This is a genomic window from Burkholderia sp. Ax-1720 (assembly GCF_011753035.1).
Classification (GTDB): domain Bacteria; phylum Pseudomonadota; class Gammaproteobacteria; order Burkholderiales; family Burkholderiaceae; genus Burkholderia; species Burkholderia gladioli.
Genome location: NZ_VWWK01000001.1, coordinates 108039 through 124506, shown reverse-complemented (window position 1 = coordinate 124506; position 16468 = coordinate 108039). Strand labels below are relative to the sequence as shown.

General features: G+C 69.0%; 15 protein-coding genes. 7 read left to right on the top strand and 8 right to left on the bottom strand.

Annotated elements, in window-relative coordinates; genetic code table 11:
• Window position 1: 1 nt before the first annotated feature.
• The 3 genes from F3J18_RS00520 (at window position 2) to F3J18_RS00510 (ending at window position 1792) form a co-directional block, all read left to right on the top strand.
• Entirely contained in the window at window positions 2-547 is a 546-nt protein-coding gene (locus F3J18_RS00520) for a carboxymuconolactone decarboxylase family protein (protein ID WP_025097441.1), read from the top strand.
• 72 nt (window positions 548-619) lie between these two features.
• A complete protein-coding gene (locus tag F3J18_RS00515; RefSeq protein WP_025097440.1) occupies window positions 620-1330 on the top strand; it encodes an SDR family oxidoreductase in 711 nt (236 codons plus the stop codon).
• A 9-nt stretch (window positions 1331-1339) separates the two neighbouring features.
• On the top strand, window positions 1340-1792 hold the full coding sequence (locus tag F3J18_RS00510) for a DUF3788 domain-containing protein (RefSeq protein WP_166910671.1): 453 nt from the start codon (window positions 1340-1342) through the stop codon (window positions 1790-1792).
• Window position 1793: 1 nt separating this feature from the next.
• On the opposite strand, the gene F3J18_RS00505 is transcribed toward F3J18_RS00510, so the two are convergent.
• The 6 genes from F3J18_RS00505 to F3J18_RS00480 all read right to left on the bottom strand — a co-directional run bounded on the left by F3J18_RS00505 (window position 1794) and on the right by F3J18_RS00480 (window position 8224).
• Complete coding sequence (locus tag F3J18_RS00505) at window positions 1794-2933, bottom strand: porin (RefSeq protein WP_240154665.1); 1140 nt, start codon at window positions 2931-2933, stop codon at window positions 1794-1796.
• 98 nt (window positions 2934-3031) lie between these two features.
• Complete coding sequence (locus tag F3J18_RS00500) at window positions 3032-4411, bottom strand: MFS transporter (RefSeq protein ID WP_345891733.1); 1380 nt, start codon at window positions 4409-4411, stop codon at window positions 3032-3034.
• Window positions 4412-4464: 53 nt separating this feature from the next.
• Window positions 4465-5460 (bottom strand): 2Fe-2S iron-sulfur cluster-binding protein, encoded by a 996-nt coding sequence (locus F3J18_RS00495; protein WP_166910669.1) that lies wholly within the window; start codon window positions 5458-5460, stop codon window positions 4465-4467.
• A 27-nt stretch (window positions 5461-5487) separates the two neighbouring features.
• Window positions 5488-6480, bottom strand: coding sequence for a 4-hydroxythreonine-4-phosphate dehydrogenase PdxA (locus F3J18_RS00490; RefSeq protein ID WP_166910667.1), 993 nt, complete (start codon window positions 6478-6480; stop codon window positions 5488-5490).
• Window positions 6477-6950 carry an aromatic-ring-hydroxylating dioxygenase subunit beta gene (locus F3J18_RS00485; protein ID WP_029949502.1) on the bottom strand — a complete coding sequence of 158 codons (474 nt, stop codon included), beginning with the start codon at window positions 6948-6950 and terminating at the stop codon, window positions 6477-6479. The genes F3J18_RS00490 and F3J18_RS00485 overlap by 4 nt, the downstream gene beginning before the upstream one ends.
• Before the next feature lie 2 nt (window positions 6951-6952).
• Window positions 6953-8224 (bottom strand): aromatic ring-hydroxylating dioxygenase subunit alpha, encoded by a 1272-nt coding sequence (locus F3J18_RS00480; protein ID WP_345891734.1) that lies wholly within the window; start codon window positions 8222-8224, stop codon window positions 6953-6955.
• Window positions 8225-8371: 147 nt separating this feature from the next.
• On the opposite strand from F3J18_RS00480, the gene F3J18_RS00475 reads away from it, so the two are divergent.
• The 4 genes from F3J18_RS00475 to F3J18_RS00460 all read left to right on the top strand — a co-directional run bounded on the left by F3J18_RS00475 (window position 8372) and on the right by F3J18_RS00460 (window position 15079).
• Window positions 8372-9202, top strand: coding sequence for an IclR family transcriptional regulator C-terminal domain-containing protein (locus F3J18_RS00475; RefSeq protein WP_025097432.1), 831 nt, complete (start codon window positions 8372-8374; stop codon window positions 9200-9202).
• A 272-nt stretch (window positions 9203-9474) separates the two neighbouring features.
• The gene (locus F3J18_RS00470) at window positions 9475-10770 is read left to right on the top strand and encodes an MFS transporter (RefSeq protein ID WP_166910663.1); all 1296 of its coding nucleotides are present in this window, start codon (window positions 9475-9477) and stop codon (window positions 10768-10770) included.
• Between the two features lie 276 nt (window positions 10771-11046).
• Window positions 11047-13803 (top strand): DUF4157 domain-containing protein, encoded by a 2757-nt coding sequence (locus F3J18_RS00465; protein WP_240154794.1) that lies wholly within the window; start codon window positions 11047-11049, stop codon window positions 13801-13803.
• 67 nt (window positions 13804-13870) lie between these two features.
• Window positions 13871-15079, top strand: coding sequence for a LysR family transcriptional regulator (locus F3J18_RS00460; protein WP_166910661.1), 1209 nt, complete (start codon window positions 13871-13873; stop codon window positions 15077-15079).
• A gap of 19 nt (window positions 15080-15098) precedes the next feature.
• Here F3J18_RS00460 and F3J18_RS00455 read toward each other — a convergent pair whose 3' ends face one another.
• Window positions 15099-15794 carry a substrate-binding domain-containing protein gene (locus tag F3J18_RS00455; RefSeq protein WP_166910659.1) on the bottom strand — a complete coding sequence of 232 codons (696 nt, stop codon included), beginning with the start codon at window positions 15792-15794 and terminating at the stop codon, window positions 15099-15101.
• Window positions 15784-16467: a 4-carboxy-4-hydroxy-2-oxoadipate aldolase/oxaloacetate decarboxylase gene (gene ligK, locus F3J18_RS00450; protein ID WP_025097427.1), complete on the bottom strand. Its 684-nt coding sequence runs from the start codon at window positions 16465-16467 to the stop codon at window positions 15784-15786. Before ligK ends, F3J18_RS00455 begins: the two co-directional genes overlap by 11 nt.
• Window position 16468: the final 1 nt, after the last annotated feature.

The window sequence follows — 16468 nt, the reverse complement described above, 5'->3', positions numbered from 1 at the left end:
AATGGCACGCACCGCAATCCTGAAGCCGGAACAGGTACCGGCCGAATCCAGGCCGACGCTCGACACCTTCACCAGGAACATCGGCTTCACCCCCAACATGATGGCGGCCTTCGCGCAAAGCCCGATCGCCTTCAACGCCTGGGCCAACCTGCTCGGTTCCCTCAGCAAGGCGCTCGACGTGAAGACGCGCGACGGCATCGGCCTCGCGGTGTCCGAAGTGAACGCCTGCAACTACTGCCTGACGGTCCACAGCTTCACCGCCGAGCACATGGCCAAGCTGCCGGCCGACGACATCCTGCTCGCGCGCAAGGGCCACGCCACGGATCCGAAACGCGATGCCGCCCTGCAGTTCGCGCGCAAGGTCATCGAAACCCGCGGCCGGGTCGGCGATGCCGATCTGAAAGCGGTTCGCGACGCGGGTTACACCGAGGCGAACCTCATCGAGATCGTCACCCTGGTGGCGATGTATTCGATGACGAACTTCTTCAACAACGTGTTCGATCCCGAGAAGGATTTCCCGGCGGTGGCGCCGGCCGGCTCGATCTGAGCATCCCCTCTCGCATCCCTCCCCGCGAGGGATGCCGGATTGCATGACCTGCTGCTGTCCTGGAGATGGAAAGTGAACAAGTCAAGGAAGGTGGTCGTCGTCACCGGCGCGTCGCAAGGCATCGGCGCGGCGGTCGTGGCGGCGTTTCGGAAGCTCGGCCATTGCGTGGTCGCCACGTCTCGATCGATCCAGCCCTGCGATGACGAGCAGGTCCTGAGCATCGCGGGCGACATCGGCGATCGCGACACCGCGCGACGCGTCATCTCGGCGGGCGTCGCCCGATTCGGCCGGATCGATACGCTGGTGAACAACGCCGGCATCTATATCGGCAAGCCCTTCACCGAACACACGGCCGACGACTACGCCGCCGTGATGAACGTGAACATGGCGGGCTTCTATCACATCACCCAGCTGGCCATCGCCGAAATGGAAAAGCAAGCGAGCGGCCACGTGGTGAGCGTCACGGCCAGCATCGACCAGGTCGCGATCGGCGGGGTCCACACGGTCCTCGCCGCCTTGACGAAGGGCGGCATCAATGCCGCCACGAAATCGCTGGCGATCGAGTACGCGAGGAAGGGCATTCGCGTCAACGCCGTCGCGCCGGGCAACATCGATACGCCCATGCACGCGCCGGCAATCCACGAGCTGCTGGGCTCCTTCAATCCGATCGGGCGCCTGGGCAAGACCGGCGATATCGCCGATGCCATCCTGTTTCTCGACTCCGCGCCGTTCATCACCGGCGAGATCCTCCACGTCGACGGCGGACAGAGCGCCGGCCACTGAGCTCGACATATGGACACGCTACCTCGAATCGGCGACCGGATCGCCGACAAGTCCGCGCCGCCCGACGACGACATGCTTCGCCACTGGCTCGGGTCGCGAGCGCACGAGCATTGGGTGGCCGTGCGCGAGTGGATCGACGCCGCCTATCCCGGCGTATTCGAGCCGGAATGGCTCCATGGCGGCAGGAAGCGGGGATGGGCGCTGCGCTACCGGAAAACCCGCGCGCTCTGCGCCTTGCTGCCGGCTTATGGCCGACTCGAGGCCGAGGTGGTGCTCGGCAGGGCGGAGCGCGCGATGTTCGAGGAGCGCCGTTATACCTGGCGCCCACAATTGGTCGAGCGCTACGACGAGGCGCCGAGCTATCCCGACGGCAAGTGGCTGACGGTTCCTGTCTCGTCGGCGGACGAACGACAGGACCTGATCGACCTGCTCGCCATGAAGCGCCCGCCGCGGGCGCCATGACTCAGAAGCGGTGCCTCAGGGACAGGCGCACGGCCACCTGGGTCGGTGTCGACGACTGCCCCAGCGTGCTGATCGCCGCCACCGCGCGATGCCCCGTCGAGTCGATTCCCGATGCGTGCTGCCAGACCCCGACCAGGTTGATGTCGGTGCGCTTGGACAGCGCGTAGTCCGGGCCGAAGTCGAATTGCAGGTAGTGGGCGTCGCGCCCCTTGGTGTAGTCGGCCGATGCGCCGACCATCCATGCCGGCGTGATCTGGTAGCTCGCGTTCGCTTCGTAGCTGTTGAAGGCGGCCGTGCCCACGTTCGGCGTCGATGCCGTGCGCCGGATGTCCTGGAAGCGCGCATTGGTATAGACGAAGGCGAGCTGGGCCGCGCCGATCCGATACGACAGCGCCGCGCCGAAGATCTGCCAGACATTGGCCGACGCGTAGCCGCTGTACACCGGGCTCTTCGCCGGCGTGACGAAGCCGGTTTGCCCGGCCGCCACCGCGCTGTCGAGCACCGAGACGGCCGGGTTGTTGATGTTGTCGTAGCCGAGCGCGGCCGACAGCGGGCCATTGGCATACGACAGGCCGAGCGTATAGACGCGGCCGGAAGCGAAATCGCCCGCCACGCCGCCGGGCGCGAACATGCCGCTGGCCTGCAGGCCCCCGATGCGCGGCGTGGTGAACTTCACGCCGTTGTTGACGCGAAACGAGGAGTTCAAATCGTCGATATCGCCCGGATGCGTGCCCAGCCAGGCCCACATCCGCGTCGCCGCGATCTGGCCGATCAGCTCGGTCATCGGATCGTATTGCCGCCCCAGCGTGAGCGCGCCCCAACGCGCGTCCTGCAGGCCGACGAAGGCCTGCCGGCCGAATTCGCGTCCCCCTTGCAGGAGCTTGCCGTTCGAGGAATCGAAGCCGTTCTCGAGCGTGAACACGGCCTGCAGGCCGCCGCCGAGATCCTCCTTGCCGCGTACGCCCCAGCGGCTGCCGTTGGTCTGTCCGGTGATCGACTCGAGGTTCGAGTGACCGGACTGGTTGTTCAGGTAGACGAAGCCCGAATCGATGAAACCATACAGCGTCACGGAACTCTGGGCATGGGCGGCACCGGCGGCGGCCAGCAGGCCGGCGCAGGCAATCAGTTTTCTGGTCATCATGAAATTTCCGGCAAGACGAAGCCCCGCGGTTCCGTCCGGGACGGCGCCGCATCGGGCTGCATCGTATTGATCGAGGTGGGAAGGCTTGCGTGAGGGATTCAGGCCGCGTTGCCGCGTCGCTCGGATGCGTCGCGGCGCACGCCGGCCGGTGTTCGCCCGAGGCGGTCGAGGCGCCCCATCGCGAACACGCCGGCCGCGGCGACCAGCACCGGCAAGGCCGCGAAACGGAAGATCTCCGCGGGGCTCCAGTGCGCCGAATAGAGCATGCCGGCAAGCAGCGGCCCGGAGATGCCGCCCAGGCGACCGATGCCCAGCGCCCAGCCCACGCCGGTGGAGCGCAGCTCGAGCGGGTAGTAGACGGCGGCCAGCGCGATCACGCTCTTCTGGCCGCCGCTGATGCAGAAGCCCGCGCAGAACACGCTGACCATCAACCACGCGACGCTGCCGGAAAACGCGCCGCCGACCAGCCAGAGAAACACGCTGCCGGCCAGGTACATGACGGTTAACGTCGCGTAGGCGCCGATCCGGTCCATCGCGAGGCCGAGCGGCACGGCCGACAGCACGCCGGCGATGGTCGGCAGCGCGGTGATCCACACCACCGTGGCCGGCGCATGGTGCAGGCCGGTCAGCATGGTCGGCAACCAGCTCTGGATGAAATAGAACTCCGCGAGATTCAGGAAGAAGATCAGCCAGAGCAGCACGGTGCCGATCGAGGTCCGGCCGCGCACCAGCGCCGCGACGCCCGCCCTCGATTCCGCCGGCGCCTCGAAGCGGAAGCGCGCGTCGGCGGGCACCGCCAGGCGCGGAAACAGCCGCACGAACACTTTGCGCATCCTCGCGTCCGCATCGGCGCGGCGCTGCAGGAACACCGGCGATTCGGGCAGCAGCCAGGCGAGCAGCACGCTCAGCACGAGCGGCGCGATGGCGCCGACCTCCATCATCGATTGCCAGCCGAACACCGGCATCAGCACGCCGGCGGCCAGGCCCGCGACCACGAAACCGAGCGAGAAGCCGCAATAGACCAGCAGTACGAAGGTCGAACGCAGGCGCTTCGGCGCGAACTCGCAGGTCAGCGCAACCGCGCTGGGCGCTGCCGCGCCCAGGCCGATGCCGGTCAGGAAGCGCAGGCCGATCAGCTCGCTCACGCTGGTCGCGAACACGGTCAGCATGGTGAAGGCGGCGAACATCAGCGTGCTCGCGATCATCATCCGCTTGTGCCCGAAGCGCGACGACAGCGGCGCGACGGCCAGGTAGCCGACCATCAGGCCGACCAGCGCCGCCGAGAAGATGGAGCCGAGGATCTCCCTCGGCAGATGCCAGTCATGCGAGAGGGCGGGAACGATATAGCTGATCGCCTGGGTATCGAATCCGTCGAGGAACATCAGCAGTGCGCACAGCAATACCACCATGCACTGTCCACTGCCGACCTTCTGACGTTCGATGATGTCGGCGACATCGATCGGGGGGGCCGTTGTCACGGTTGTTGTCTCCTTGGGGTTTGTTATGGTGATGAGTCGAATGCGTCGTATCGCTAATCGATTGGCGCGGTCTGGACGAAGGCGTCGCTGAAGAAATCCGCCTCGTCGAGCCCGGCCTTGGTAAAGGCTTCCTGCGCGGCTTGCACCATGGCGGGGTTTCCGCAGGCGTAAGCTTCATGGCCGCCGAGCGAGCCGAAATCCTCGAGCACGGCCTGGTGCACCAGGCCGCGCCGCCCGGCCCAGCCTTCGTGCGGCGCGGACAGCACCGGCACGAAGCGCAGCCGGCCGCTGTCGTGCCACTTACGCGCGAGCGAGGCCAGGTACAGGTCGGCTTCGGTGCGAGCGCCCCAGTAGAGCGTCATCGGCCGATCGATCCTGCGTCGCAGCGCATCCTCGACGATCGATTTCACCGGCGCGAAACCGGTACCGGTCGCGATCAGGATCGCGGGCTTGCCGGCATCCTCGCGCAGTGTGAATTCGCCGAACGGCAGCTCGATCCGCAGCTTGTCGCCTTTCTCCAGCCTGCCCAGCACCTCGCCGGAGAAGCGGCCGCCGGGGACATGGCGCACGTGCAGTTGCACGGCATCGCTCTCGTGAGGCGGATTGGCCATCGAATAATTGCGGCGCGTGCCGTCGTCGAGCTCGACCTGCAGGTACTGGCCGGCGGCGAACTTCGCGCGCACGCCGGTCGGCAGGCGCAACTGCAGGATGCTGACGTCGTCGGCCGCCCGCGTGATGCGATAGACCGATACGTCGAGCGTCTTGCGTGCCACCGGATCACGCTTGTCGATACGACGCGGCGCGATCCTCAGGTCCGAAGCCGGGCGCAGGCAGCAGAGCAGCACACGCTCGGCAGGCCCCGACACGGCGCCCTGCACCTGCGAGCGCCCGCTGCCGGCGGCCAGCCCGCCCTCGCAGGTCGAACACACGCCCTTGCGGCACGAATACGGCACCGCATAGCCGGCGCGTTCGGCGGCATCGAGCACGGTCTCGCCCTCGGCGCACGGAAAGGCAATATCGCTGCCTTCGATTGAAATACAGTAGTCCAAAACAAGTCCTCGAAAATTTTTCCCGCCTCAGGCCTCGGGCGACGCGACCATGCCCGTCGTGACCAGCCGGATCGCGCCCGCCAGCGGCGCCGGATCGGCGCGCAGACGCCCGGCGATGTCGAAGCCGCTGCCGTGCCCGACGCTCGAAAACACCACGCCGGCGCCCAGCGAGAGCGCGGCGCAATGGCGGCCGGCGCGCAGCTTGACCGGAATGTGCCCCTGGTCGTGATACATCGCCACGAATACATCGACGCGCGCATCGCCGAGCAGCAGGTCGGCGCCCTGCGGGCCGACCACCTCGATGCCGTCCTCGCGCAGGGCGAGCGCCACCGGCTCGGTGATCTCGATGTCCTCGCGCCCGAACAGCCCGCCCTCGCCCGCATGCGGATTGATGCCCATCAGCCCGACCACCGGACGCGCGACGCCCATCCGCTGCAGCGCGGCCACCGCCGCGCGGGCGGCCCGCTCGACGTGGTGGCGGCTGAGCCGGGCCAGCGCCGGCACGATGCCTTCATGCAGCGTGGCATGGACGATGCGCAGCCCGCCGCCGACCAGCATCAGGTAGACGTCGTCGGCCGGCAGGCCGGCCCGCCCGGCCAGGAAGCCGGGATATCCCGCGAACTTCACGCCGGACGCATGGATCGCCGTCTCCGAATGCGGGCAGGCGATCACCGCGTCGGCATGCGCGTCGCGGGCGGCGTCGATCGCGGCCGCGGCATAGGCGAGCGTCGCCGTGCCGGCTTGTGCGGCGATCGTGCCCGGCGAAAACGCGTCGCGCGGCAAGGACGGCACGTCGACGACGTCGATCACACCAGGCTTGGCCGGCGGCAAGGCGTCGATCGCGACCATGCGCACCTGCGCCTGCGGATCGCAGGCTCGCGCATACCAGTCGATCACATGACGATCGCCGAACAGCGCGAGCCGGGCCGGGCTCGGCGCAAGCGCGGCACGCACCGCGATTTCCGGGCCGATGCCGTTCGGGTCGCCGATCGCGAGCGCGACGGTGGAGACGCGCGTCATAGCGGCAGCGCCAGCAAGGTATCGATGCGGGAGCTGTCGCAAACGACGATCCGTTCGCGCAGCTTCACGCCCGAGTCGGTGACGGCGTAGATATCGCAATAACGCCCCGTCGCGAACAGGTCCGTGCTGCCGTCGCGCATCACGCGCGCCACCATGAACGAGGTTTCGCTGCGCGCCTCGCCGCCGTCGGCCGAGACGACATAGGGCTGGCCGAGCAGATGCCGATAAGCGTGGCGCTCGTAGATATTGGCGTCGCGCAGGGACGCGACGCGATCGGCCAGCATGCCGCGCGAGGCCGCGTAGATCATCGCGCCCGGCATGCCGCGCCGATGATTGTCGGCGGTGGTGACCTTGTAGGTGCACTCGGCGGTGAAGAAGTCGGGCCATTGCGCGAGATCGCCGTCGTCGATGCAGCGCACGTATTCGGCCTGTGCCCGGGCGATGGCCTGATGGATGTCCAGTGCTGCCATGCTCAATATCCCATTGCGTTGCGATAGGCTTTCCAGAAGCCCCGGATCGATGCCTCGGTAACGCGGCTCGAGCTGCTTTCGGCATCGTCGCCGCCCATTTCGAGCACCGAGCGGCTCTCGCTGGCACCCTCGATGCCGCGCTGCACGAAGCCGCCGACGCAGCCGTCCTCCATCGAGACATAACCGGCCGGCCCCACGAGGTTCGACTGGCGCAGCCGCATTTCCCGCAGCTCGGGCGTGTCGTCCTCGAAGCCGAGGTAGGTCCAGTTCAGCTCGGTCTGGCGCGTGCCGCGCGGCAGGATCTGGCGCACCGCGATCGCGTTCTGGATCTGCTGCAGCACGAAACCGGGGAATACCGAGAGAATCTGCAGGGTCACGCCGTCGCCGAATTCGTCGACGCCCTGGAGCACCGAGGTGTCCTCCAGCCGATGCTCGCTTTCCGAGCGGATGTTTTGTTCGGCGTAGTCGTTGCCTGCCGGCTGCGCTTGCGCGGCCTCGGCGGCCGCGGCGTGGTCGACGGCCGAATAGCTGACGTGATGGCCACCGCTCGGGTCGACGATGATGCCGCCGCGCTGCGACAAGCGGTTCAACTGGAACGTGGTGAAGAACAGATGCAGGATGCTGGCATGGTAGGAATCCTTAACGTTCTCGAAATAAAGCTTCCAGTTGTTCGGCAGCATCTGCGTGAAGCGGCCGAGCACCACCGGCGAGCGATTGTCCAGCACGCGCGCGATCCGTTCGACGATCTCCTCGCCGAGATACTCGTCGAGCGGCGCCACGTCGTCGGAAAAGCTGCCGAACACCAGCCCGTGCAGGGTCGCCACGCGCAGCTTGCGCAGGCCGTGGTCGCCGGTGCAGAAGTCCGGCTTCATGCCGCCCTTGCCGTCGATGCCGTCCTTGAAGGCGACGCCCACCAGGTCGCCTTGCAGGTTGTAGGTCCAGGCGTGATAGACGCAGCTGAAATCCCTGGCGTTGCCCTGGTACTCCAGGCAGACCAGCGCCCCGCGGTGCGCGCAGCGGTTCTCGAATGCATAGAGTTCGCCGTCGGTATCGCGCGTCACCACCACCGGCGCGTCGCCGACGAAGGTGCTGCGGAAGTCGCCCGGGTTCGGCACCTCGGTCTCGAGGCAGAGAAAGCTCCAGTTCGGGCCGCGGAAAATCGCTTCCTGCTCGTCCGCGTAAACGGCTTCGTCCTGGAACACCTGGTAAGGCACGCGGGTGAGGCCCTCCTCGGGCCACGCGACGCTGGCGCGGCGCGCCAGCTTGATGGGGATGACGTTCAAGTGCTTCGCTCCATGTATTGCGGGAACTGCCGGCGGGGTTCGACGGACGTCGACACCTCGCATGGCGCCGATCGATTCCGTTGACAGCTCCGATTCGATGTGTTCGAATACCGTACGTTGTTCGATATTTGATTCAATATGACATCCACCACAGAAGCTGTCAACGGTCGGGAAGGGGCCTTGTCGTCCTCGGAGGACGACAACGCGAACGGCGGCGCCCGCGCCAAGGAGGGGATGGGCGGGCTCGCGAAGGGCCTCGCGATCATCGAGGCCTTCAACGCGTCCACCACGCGCATGACGGTTTCGGACGCGGCGCATCTCGCGGAATTGAGCCGGCCGGCCGCGCGACGCTGCCTGCTGACGCTGGTCGATCTCGGCTATCTCGCGCACGACGGCAAGTTCTTCACGCCCTTGCCGCGCATGCTGCGGCTCGGCGGCGCCTACCTGAGCACCTCCTCGCTGCCGCAGATCGCCCAGCCGCTGCTCGCCGACGCGCGCGACAGCCTGCAGGAGTCGATCTCGCTGGCGGTGCTCGACGAGGGCTATTCGGTGTTCGTGGCGCGTGCCGAGGCAGTGCGCATCGTCTCGACGGGCGTGAAGCTCGGCGGGCGGCTGCCCGCCTATTGCTCGGCCACCGGGCGCGTGCTGCTCTCGGGCATGTCGGACGAGGCGATCCGCGCCTCGCTCGACAGCGTGCCGATGAAGCGCCTCACCAGCCGCACGCTCGTCAGTCCCGAGGCGGTGCTGAAGGCGATCCACCGCGCCGCCGAACAGGGTTATGCGGTCAGCGACCAGGAGCTCGAGTTCGGCATGTCGGCGCTGGCGGTGCCGGTGAAGAACCGCGCCGGCGTGGTGGAGGCGGCGATCAGCGTGAGCGTGTTCTCGGGCCGCGTCGACATGGCGACGCTCGAAGGCAGCTTCCTGCCCGCGCTGCAGGCCACCGCGAAGCGACTCGAACGCTCGCTCTGATCGAGCCGTCGCGTGCAGGGCGCTGGCCGGCCGGCCCGTCAAGCAGGTCGATGGGCCGGCGCCTTGCCCGTGCCGCCAGACAGGCTCACGGGGGCTCATTGAGGGCTCGCGGCCTCGCACGCCGGGCCGCAACGGCCCGATGCCGCCCGATAGCGGCCGATGAACAGGTTCGGAATCCCGTTCATCGGCCGCTCTTTCGTGGAGAGTCCCGACGGCAATGAATGCTAAGGTCCGGTTTCAACGCAGCCCGACATGTCCTTCACCGATCCGTCATGAAACCGACACGCGCGCTCGAAGCCCTCAATTTCTTCATGGCCGACGTCCAGGCCGGCATCGGGCCGTTCATCGGGGTGTTCCTGCTGGCGCGCGGCTGGGGCGCCGACGCGATCGGCTCGGTGATGACCCTGGCGGGGCTCGCCGCGATGGCCGCCACGCCGTTCGCCGGCGCGCTGGTCGACAGCATGCGCGCCAAGCGCGCGCTGGTGGTGGCCGCCACCTTGCTCACCACCCTCGCCTCGCTCGCGCTGCTGCCGGCGCGGGGCTGGGCGGCAGTGGCCGCCTCGCAGGTGCTGGCCGCCGTGAGCGGCGCCGTGCTGGCGCCGACCCTCGCCGGCATCACGCTGGGGGTGGTTCGCTCGCGCGGCTTCGACCTGCAGTTCGGGCGCAACCAGATGGCCAACCATGCCGGCAACGTGGTCGGCGCGGCGCTGGCCGGGTGGCTCGGCTGGCGTTTCGGTTTCGGCGCCGTGTTCGCGTTGTCGGCCGGTTTCGCCGTGCTCGCGATCGGCTGCGTGCTGGCGATTCCGGCGCGGGCGATCGATTACGCGAGCGCACGCGGGCTGGAGGCGGAGCAGGCGCCACGGCAGGACGCGGCTCGGCGCGAGCCGGCCTCGACGACGGCACCGGACCCGGCGCCGCCTCATGCGAGCGGCCTGCGCGTGCTGCTCCACAACCGCCCGCTGGCCCTGCTGGGCGGTTCGCTGGCGCTGTTCCACCTCGGCAATGCCGCCATGCTGCCGCTCTACGGCATGGGCGTGGTGGCCGCGCACCAGGGCAATCCGAGCGCATTCACCGCGCAGACCATCGTGATCGCCCAGTTGGTGATGGTCGGCGCGGCCTGGCTCGCGCCGCGCCTGATCCGCTCGCACGGCTACTGGTGGGTATTGCTGGTCTCCTATCTCGCGTTGCCGGTGCGCGGCGCGATCGCCGCGCTGCTGATGAACGGCGCCGGCGTCTGGCCGGTGCAGATCCTCGACGGCATCGGCGCCGGCCTGCAGAGCGTCGCGGTGCCGGCGCTGATCGTGCGGCTGCTGCAAGGCACCGGGCGCGTCAATGTCGGGCAGGGGGCGGTGGCCACCGCGCAGGGCGTGGGCGCGGCGCTGAGCCCCGTGCTGGGCGGGGTGCTCGCGCAGCACTTCGGTTATGCCAGCGCGTTCGTGGTGCTGGGCGCCGTGTCGCTGGGCTCGCTCGCGCTGTGGCTGTGGCATGGCGGGGCCTTGAGGGAGGCTTGCGGCACGCCGCCGGCGGACGACGACGCCGAGCGCGGCATGACGACGACCGATTCGTAGCGCGACGCAGCTCCATAGGCAGGTAAGCGTTGCCGGCCTGGACGATTCGGTATACAAAGCAATCCATCACACCCACGCTGCCAGATCGAAGCCGAGAATCGCATGCGCCCCGACCGCCGGTGCCGTTCCGTTTCGTCGCGTTCCGCCCCACGTTCTTCTCGCTTGCCGGAAGACGGCACGCTATCTGCCTGCGCTCCGGATGCAAGTGCCCGCTATGCGGCATTTGCCGATTTCCCGGGGCGCGACGGCGCGCTTCATCTCGCCCGGGGCTGAGCGATGAGCTTCGCTCCGAAACGCGGCGCCCCGACGTCGCCCGCCCATGCGCCGCGTCGAACCCTCGGCACGGCCCTCCCGGTCACGGCACTCGCCGGCAGCGATTCCGCGCCGATTTCCGACGCATCCAACCACGCGTCCACGGCGATGGAGCCATACCATTACGGCGGCGGGATCGCGCCGCCGCGCGGAGCCGCCGCGATGTCGCCCGCCACGACGCCAGCGGAATCGATCTCACGAACCTCCCTCGCCTCGGCCGCACCGCCACGACCCGCCGGCGGCCATGCCCTGCCCGCGCCGCTCAGGCACGGCATCGAGCGCCTGTCGGGTCTCGCCATGGACGATGTCGGCGTCCACTACGATTCGCCCGAGCCGGCGCGGCTCGGCGCGCTGGCCTACGCGCGGGGCGCCGAGATCCACCTCGCGCCAGGCCAGGCACGACATCTGCCGCACGAGGCCTGGCACGTGGTGCAGCAGAAGCAGGGGCGAGTCGCGGCCACCACGCAACTGAAGGACGCGACCTCGCTGAACGACGACTCGGCGCTCGAGCGCGAGGCCGACACGATGGGGCGGCGGGCCGCGGCGCTGGGCGCGGACGGCCATCCCTCGGGTCCGGCCGAGGCCAGGCCCGTGCCACGCCCACCCGGCCCCCCCGTGGTCCAGCGTTTCGTGGATGCCCAGACAGCCTGGACGATCGCCGTGACCGCGATCACCTCGATCGGCCTCCTGGCCTATGGCTATCGCCAGTGGAACGCCGGACGATCCGGCAGGCCGGCGAACAAAGAGCCGCGGCAGGACGCAGGGGCAAGCTCGAAGCCGACACCGAAGAAAACGGCAGCGCCTCCCAAAGCCAGTGCGGAAATCAAGGCACCCCCATCGTTCGATCAGCTTGGCAGTTGGAGCGCCGACAACCGCGCAGCGCTGCAGTCGGCATTCGACCGCAATGCCAACGGCCTGAAGATCGAGAACTGGATCAAGATCGCCGACAAGCTCGGCCCAGTCCCTCCCGCCGAGGTGGAAATTTTCTGCCAGATCGAGGGCTGGACATGGAACGGCATCAATGAGCTGGTCTCCAAATTCAAGAACGAGGACCAGAATCCGAACCACCTCAGCGCCGCCCAATGGTCCGCGGTGGCCGCGCGGGTCGAACGCGACAAGGCGGCCCAGGTGAGCGCGCTGTGCGGAATCCAGGGCTGGAGCTGGGCGGAGATCGACGCGCTGGCCACGGCCTGTCACGCCAATCAGAAAAGCCTGCGCCCGGCGGAGCTGGCGCGGGTGGCCGAAGCCACACCGGCGGGCGCCCGCGCACAGTTGGTGCCGTTCATGCTGGCGGCGCAACAGCACCGCCCGCAAGACAAGGGAAAGCAGGCCACCACGCCCGAGCGGATCCTGGCGCTGGCCGCTGCCGGCGGCTGCCGGTTCGTCCCGCTGGTCGCGGTGCTGAATGCCGGTGAGCGCTATCCGATGGAGGATCTGACGCGTATCGTCACGACCGCGGCCCCGCAGGACGATCAATCCGTCTCCGACATCGCAGCCGTGCTGACGACGGTCAAGCAGCATCATCCAGACGCGACCGCCACGAGCATCGTCGATCTGCTTCTGCCGATCGGCGCCGGATGGGGCGTGGTGGCCGATGCCGGCCGACTCGTCACCGCCCTGGCCGGGCGCGGGTCCCTGACGGACCTGAGCAGCCTCGCCGCCTACGCTCGGCAGCACTACGCAGGATCTAGCGCCGCGGACCTGACGGCCTTGATCACGCAAACCCAGACCAACTACGCCGACACGCAGATGCAACTGATCCGGCAGTTGCTGACGGAAGCGCGCACACTGGGTAGCCTCGCGGAAATCACGACCCTGCTGCAACGCGTGCATGCCCACCGGCCCGGCACGAGTCTCGCCAACGCGCGCCTGCTGGTATTGCGCACCAGCGAGAACGGCGCGGGAGGCACCCTGGCCCAGTTGACCACCCTGGTCGACACGGTCGGGGCGCGCGACACGATCGAGCAACTGGCCGGTCTCGTCCGGATCGCCAGGTCGGCTCCGCTTGCCGCCTCGATCACGGACATCACCGCACTCGTCGCCCTGCTGCCCGGTCTGCTCACCGTCAGCAACGACCTGCGCTCGCTGCTGACGGCGATCAACGGCCGGGGCACGGTCCAGGAGATCAATGACCTGATCACGGCGGGCGTCAACAAGCTCGGCGTCGCGCACATCATGGAGCTGCGGCCCCTGATCCTGCGCTCCCCCGCCCACAACACGCCGGCCAATGTGCGAGGCCTGCTCAATGCCATCCAGCCCGCGAATTCACTGGCGCGTTTCCGCGATATCTTCGGATGGCTGCCCTTGTTCCGCCGCGAAGCCGCCCCCGATTCGCCGCGCATCGACTACTCCGCCACGGGCCACCCTATTGCCGGCGTTGGAGGCGGCGTCTTCCATTGCGACGCCTGGCGGTATTTCCGCCGTCGCCACACCTTCAGGTATTTCGACTTCACGATCGCTGACAACCTGAACAGCATCTGGCCGGACAACGTCAATCTCCAGGATCAGCTCGCCTATACCTTGCCGCTCGCGATTCCCTTGGGCCTGCAACCGAACCACAACAACGCGGCTTTCGATCATGCCCAGCCGAACAACGCCCACAACCACGTGGCGGTCAACGCGCCGCCCAACGGCATGATCGTGCACTTGCGGCCGGCGGCGGCCACCGCCGTGGCCGAACTCTCCCTCGCCGAAGCCACCGCCATCGGCCACCTGCGCTGAGCCCGCCGCCGCGCTCGTGTAGCATGTGCCCATGCTCGCCATCTCCGGCGGACATCCGCCAGCCTCCATGCCCCCCAACCTCGGCCACCTCCGCACCTTCCTCGCCGTGATCGACACCGGCAGCCTGGCCGGCGCCTCGCGCCAGCTGTTTCGCGTGCAGTCGGCGATCACGCGCGCGATCCATGAACTCGAAGGCAGCCTCGACACGACGCTGTTCCAGCGCACGCCGGCCGGCGTGGTGCTCACGCCCGCGGCCGAGGCGATCCTGCCGCGCGTGCGCTCGGTGATGCGCGACCTGTCGATATGGGGGCGCAGGAAGAGCGCCGAGGCGCAGGCCGACGATCTCTACCGCACCGTGCCGGCCGCCGTGCTCAACAACAAGCGGCTGGATATCTTCTGCCGGCTGCTGCGCTCGCGCCACATGCCGACCGTGGCCAGCCAGGTGGGCGTGAGCCAGCCGGCGGTGAGCGCCGCGATCTCGCTGCTGGAGGAATGCGCGCAGGACAAGCTGTTCCTGCGCACCGCGCGCGGCCTCACGCCCACGCCGCGCGCGGTCGCGCTGGGGCAGACCACGCGCCACGCGCTGAACGACCTGGCGCGGCTCGCCAGCGACATCGCGGCGGCCCACGGCACGCTGGCCGGCGAGGTGGCGGTGGGCGCGCTGCCGCTGTCGCGCTCCTCGCTGCTGCCCGAGGCGATCGCGCAACTGGTGGCGGCCGAACCGGGCGTACAGGTCAGCACGGTCGAGAGCCCCTTCGACGATCTCTGCGCGGCGCTGCGCGCGGGCAGCCTCGATTTCATCGTCGGCGCGCTGCGCGATGCGCGTTATGCCACCGACCTGGAAGTCCACGAGCTGTTCGCCGAGCCGCTGGCGATCATCGTCGGCAGCCATCATCCGCTGGCCGCCAAGCGGCGCGTCTCGCTGGCCGCGCTGGCCGGCCACCAATGGATCCTGCCGCGCCGCGACACGCCCTCGCGCGCGCTGCTCGCCGCCGCCTTCGCGACGGCGGGCCAGGCCGAGCCGGTGCCCAGCGTCGAGACCGGCGATTCGATGATCGTGCGCGGACTGCTGGCGCGCTCGGCGATGCTGGCGGTGGTCTCGCAAGGCCAGATGACGCGCGAGCTGCGCAGCGGCGAGGTGAAGGCGCTGCCGATCGAACTGGCCGGCACCGCGCGGCCGATCGGCATCATCCGGCGCGCCGGCGTGCTGGCCTCGCCGCCGGCCGCGGCCCTGTTCGAGACAATCCGCGCGATCGCGAGCTGGCCGCGCGACTGAGAGCGAGATCGAGCCCGGCTCAGGCCGGCGACATCCCGCAGGCGAGCTTGGCGGCCGCGGCTTGGGGCGAGGCGAGGAAGGCCAGGAAGGCCGCGGCGGCCTCGCGCCGCGTGCAAAGGCTGCCGACAGCACCGGCGAACACGGTCACGGCCTGCACCTCGTCGGGCAGCGCCCCGACGATCGCGATGCCGGGCTGGTCGAGCAGTTCGCTGCGCTGCTGGAAACCCAGCTCGACCTCGCCCGCCGCGATCAGCGCAGCCACCGGCACGCCCGGCCGGGCGCGCACGATGCGCGAGGCGATCGTCTCGGCGATGCCCCATTGCGCGAACAACGCCTCCAGGTGCGTGCCGCTCGGCCCGGTCGAATAGCCGATCGAGCGCGCCCGCAGCACCGCCTCGCGCACGGCCGCGCCGCTGTCGATGGCCGGATGCGGTGCATCCTCGCGCACCGCCACCGCCACTTCCGAACGCGCGATCGCCACGCGGCCGGCGCCGTCGAGATGGCCGCCCGCGGCCAGCTTCGCCAGCGCCGCGTCGGCCAGCACCACCAGATCGAAGGCTTCGCCGTCGGCCACGCGCCGCGCCGCGTCGACGCCGCCCACCGACTCGATCGTCACGGCCTGCCCCGTCGCGGCCCGGTAGTCCTCGGCCAGCCGCGCCAGCAACTGCCGCGTCGCCATCGACGAGATCAGGCCCAGCCCATCCTCAGTCGACATAACGCAGCCCGGCCTTGGCGAGCGGTTCGCGCATCGCGTACATGTCGAGGCCGAGCACGCCCGAGGCGAGTTTCTCGCGCTTGGCGGCCTCGTTGGCCTCGCGCGCCAGCGCCTTGTCGAGCACCTCGGCGGCGATCGCGCGCGGCACGCAGACCACGCCGTCGGCATCGGCCACCACCACGTCGCCCGGCGTCACATAGGCGCCCGCGCAAACCACCGGCACGTTGACCGAGCCGAGCGTGGCCTTGATGGTGCCCTTCGCCGAGATCGCCTTGCTCCAGACCGGGAAGCCCATTTCCTCGAGCGTCGCCACGTCGCGCACGCCGGCATCGATCACCAGGCCGGTGGCGCCGCGCGCGCAGAAGCTGGTGGCCAGCAGGTCGCCGAAATAACCGTCGGTGCATTCGGCCGTCACGGCCGCGATCACGATGTCGCCCGGGCGGATCTGCTCGGCCACCACGTGCATCATCCAGTTGTCGCCGGGATGCAGCAGCACCGTCACGGCGGTGCCGGACGCGCGCGCATGCGGATAGACCGGCCGCATCACCGGATTGAACAGGCCGACGCGCCCCATGGCCTCGTGCACGGTGGCCGTGCCGAGTTCGCCGAGCCGTTCCGCGACGCTCGCATCCGCGCGTTCGATGTTGCGATATACCACGCCGAGTTCGTACATG

Excerpts from the sequence above, each read along its gene's own strand:
- ligK (WP_025097427.1), bottom strand. The coding sequence starts at position 16,467 with ATGTACGAACTCGGCGTGGTATATCGCAACATCGAACGCGCGGATGCG.
- F3J18_RS00470 (WP_166910663.1), top strand. The coding sequence starts at position 9,475 with ATGAAACCGACACGCGCGCTCGAAGCCCTCAATTTCTTCATGGCCGAC.
- F3J18_RS00505 (WP_240154665.1), bottom strand. The coding sequence starts at position 2,933 with ATGATGACCAGAAAACTGATTGCCTGCGCCGGCCTGCTGGCCGCCGCC.
- F3J18_RS00485 (WP_029949502.1), bottom strand. The coding sequence starts at position 6,950 with ATGGCAGCACTGGACATCCATCAGGCCATCGCCCGGGCACAGGCCGAA.
- F3J18_RS00490 (WP_166910667.1), bottom strand. The coding sequence starts at position 6,480 with ATGACGCGCGTCTCCACCGTCGCGCTCGCGATCGGCGACCCGAACGGC.
- F3J18_RS00465 (WP_240154794.1), top strand. The coding sequence starts at position 11,047 with ATGAGCTTCGCTCCGAAACGCGGCGCCCCGACGTCGCCCGCCCATGCG.
- F3J18_RS00520 (WP_025097441.1), top strand. The coding sequence starts at position 2 with ATGGCACGCACCGCAATCCTGAAGCCGGAACAGGTACCGGCCGAATCC.
- F3J18_RS00460 (WP_166910661.1), top strand. The coding sequence starts at position 13,871 with ATGCCCCCCAACCTCGGCCACCTCCGCACCTTCCTCGCCGTGATCGAC.
- F3J18_RS00475 (WP_025097432.1), top strand. The coding sequence starts at position 8,372 with ATGACATCCACCACAGAAGCTGTCAACGGTCGGGAAGGGGCCTTGTCG.
- F3J18_RS00455 (WP_166910659.1), bottom strand. The coding sequence starts at position 15,794 with ATGTCGACTGAGGATGGGCTGGGCCTGATCTCGTCGATGGCGACGCGG.
- F3J18_RS00510 (WP_166910671.1), top strand. The coding sequence starts at position 1,340 with ATGGACACGCTACCTCGAATCGGCGACCGGATCGCCGACAAGTCCGCG.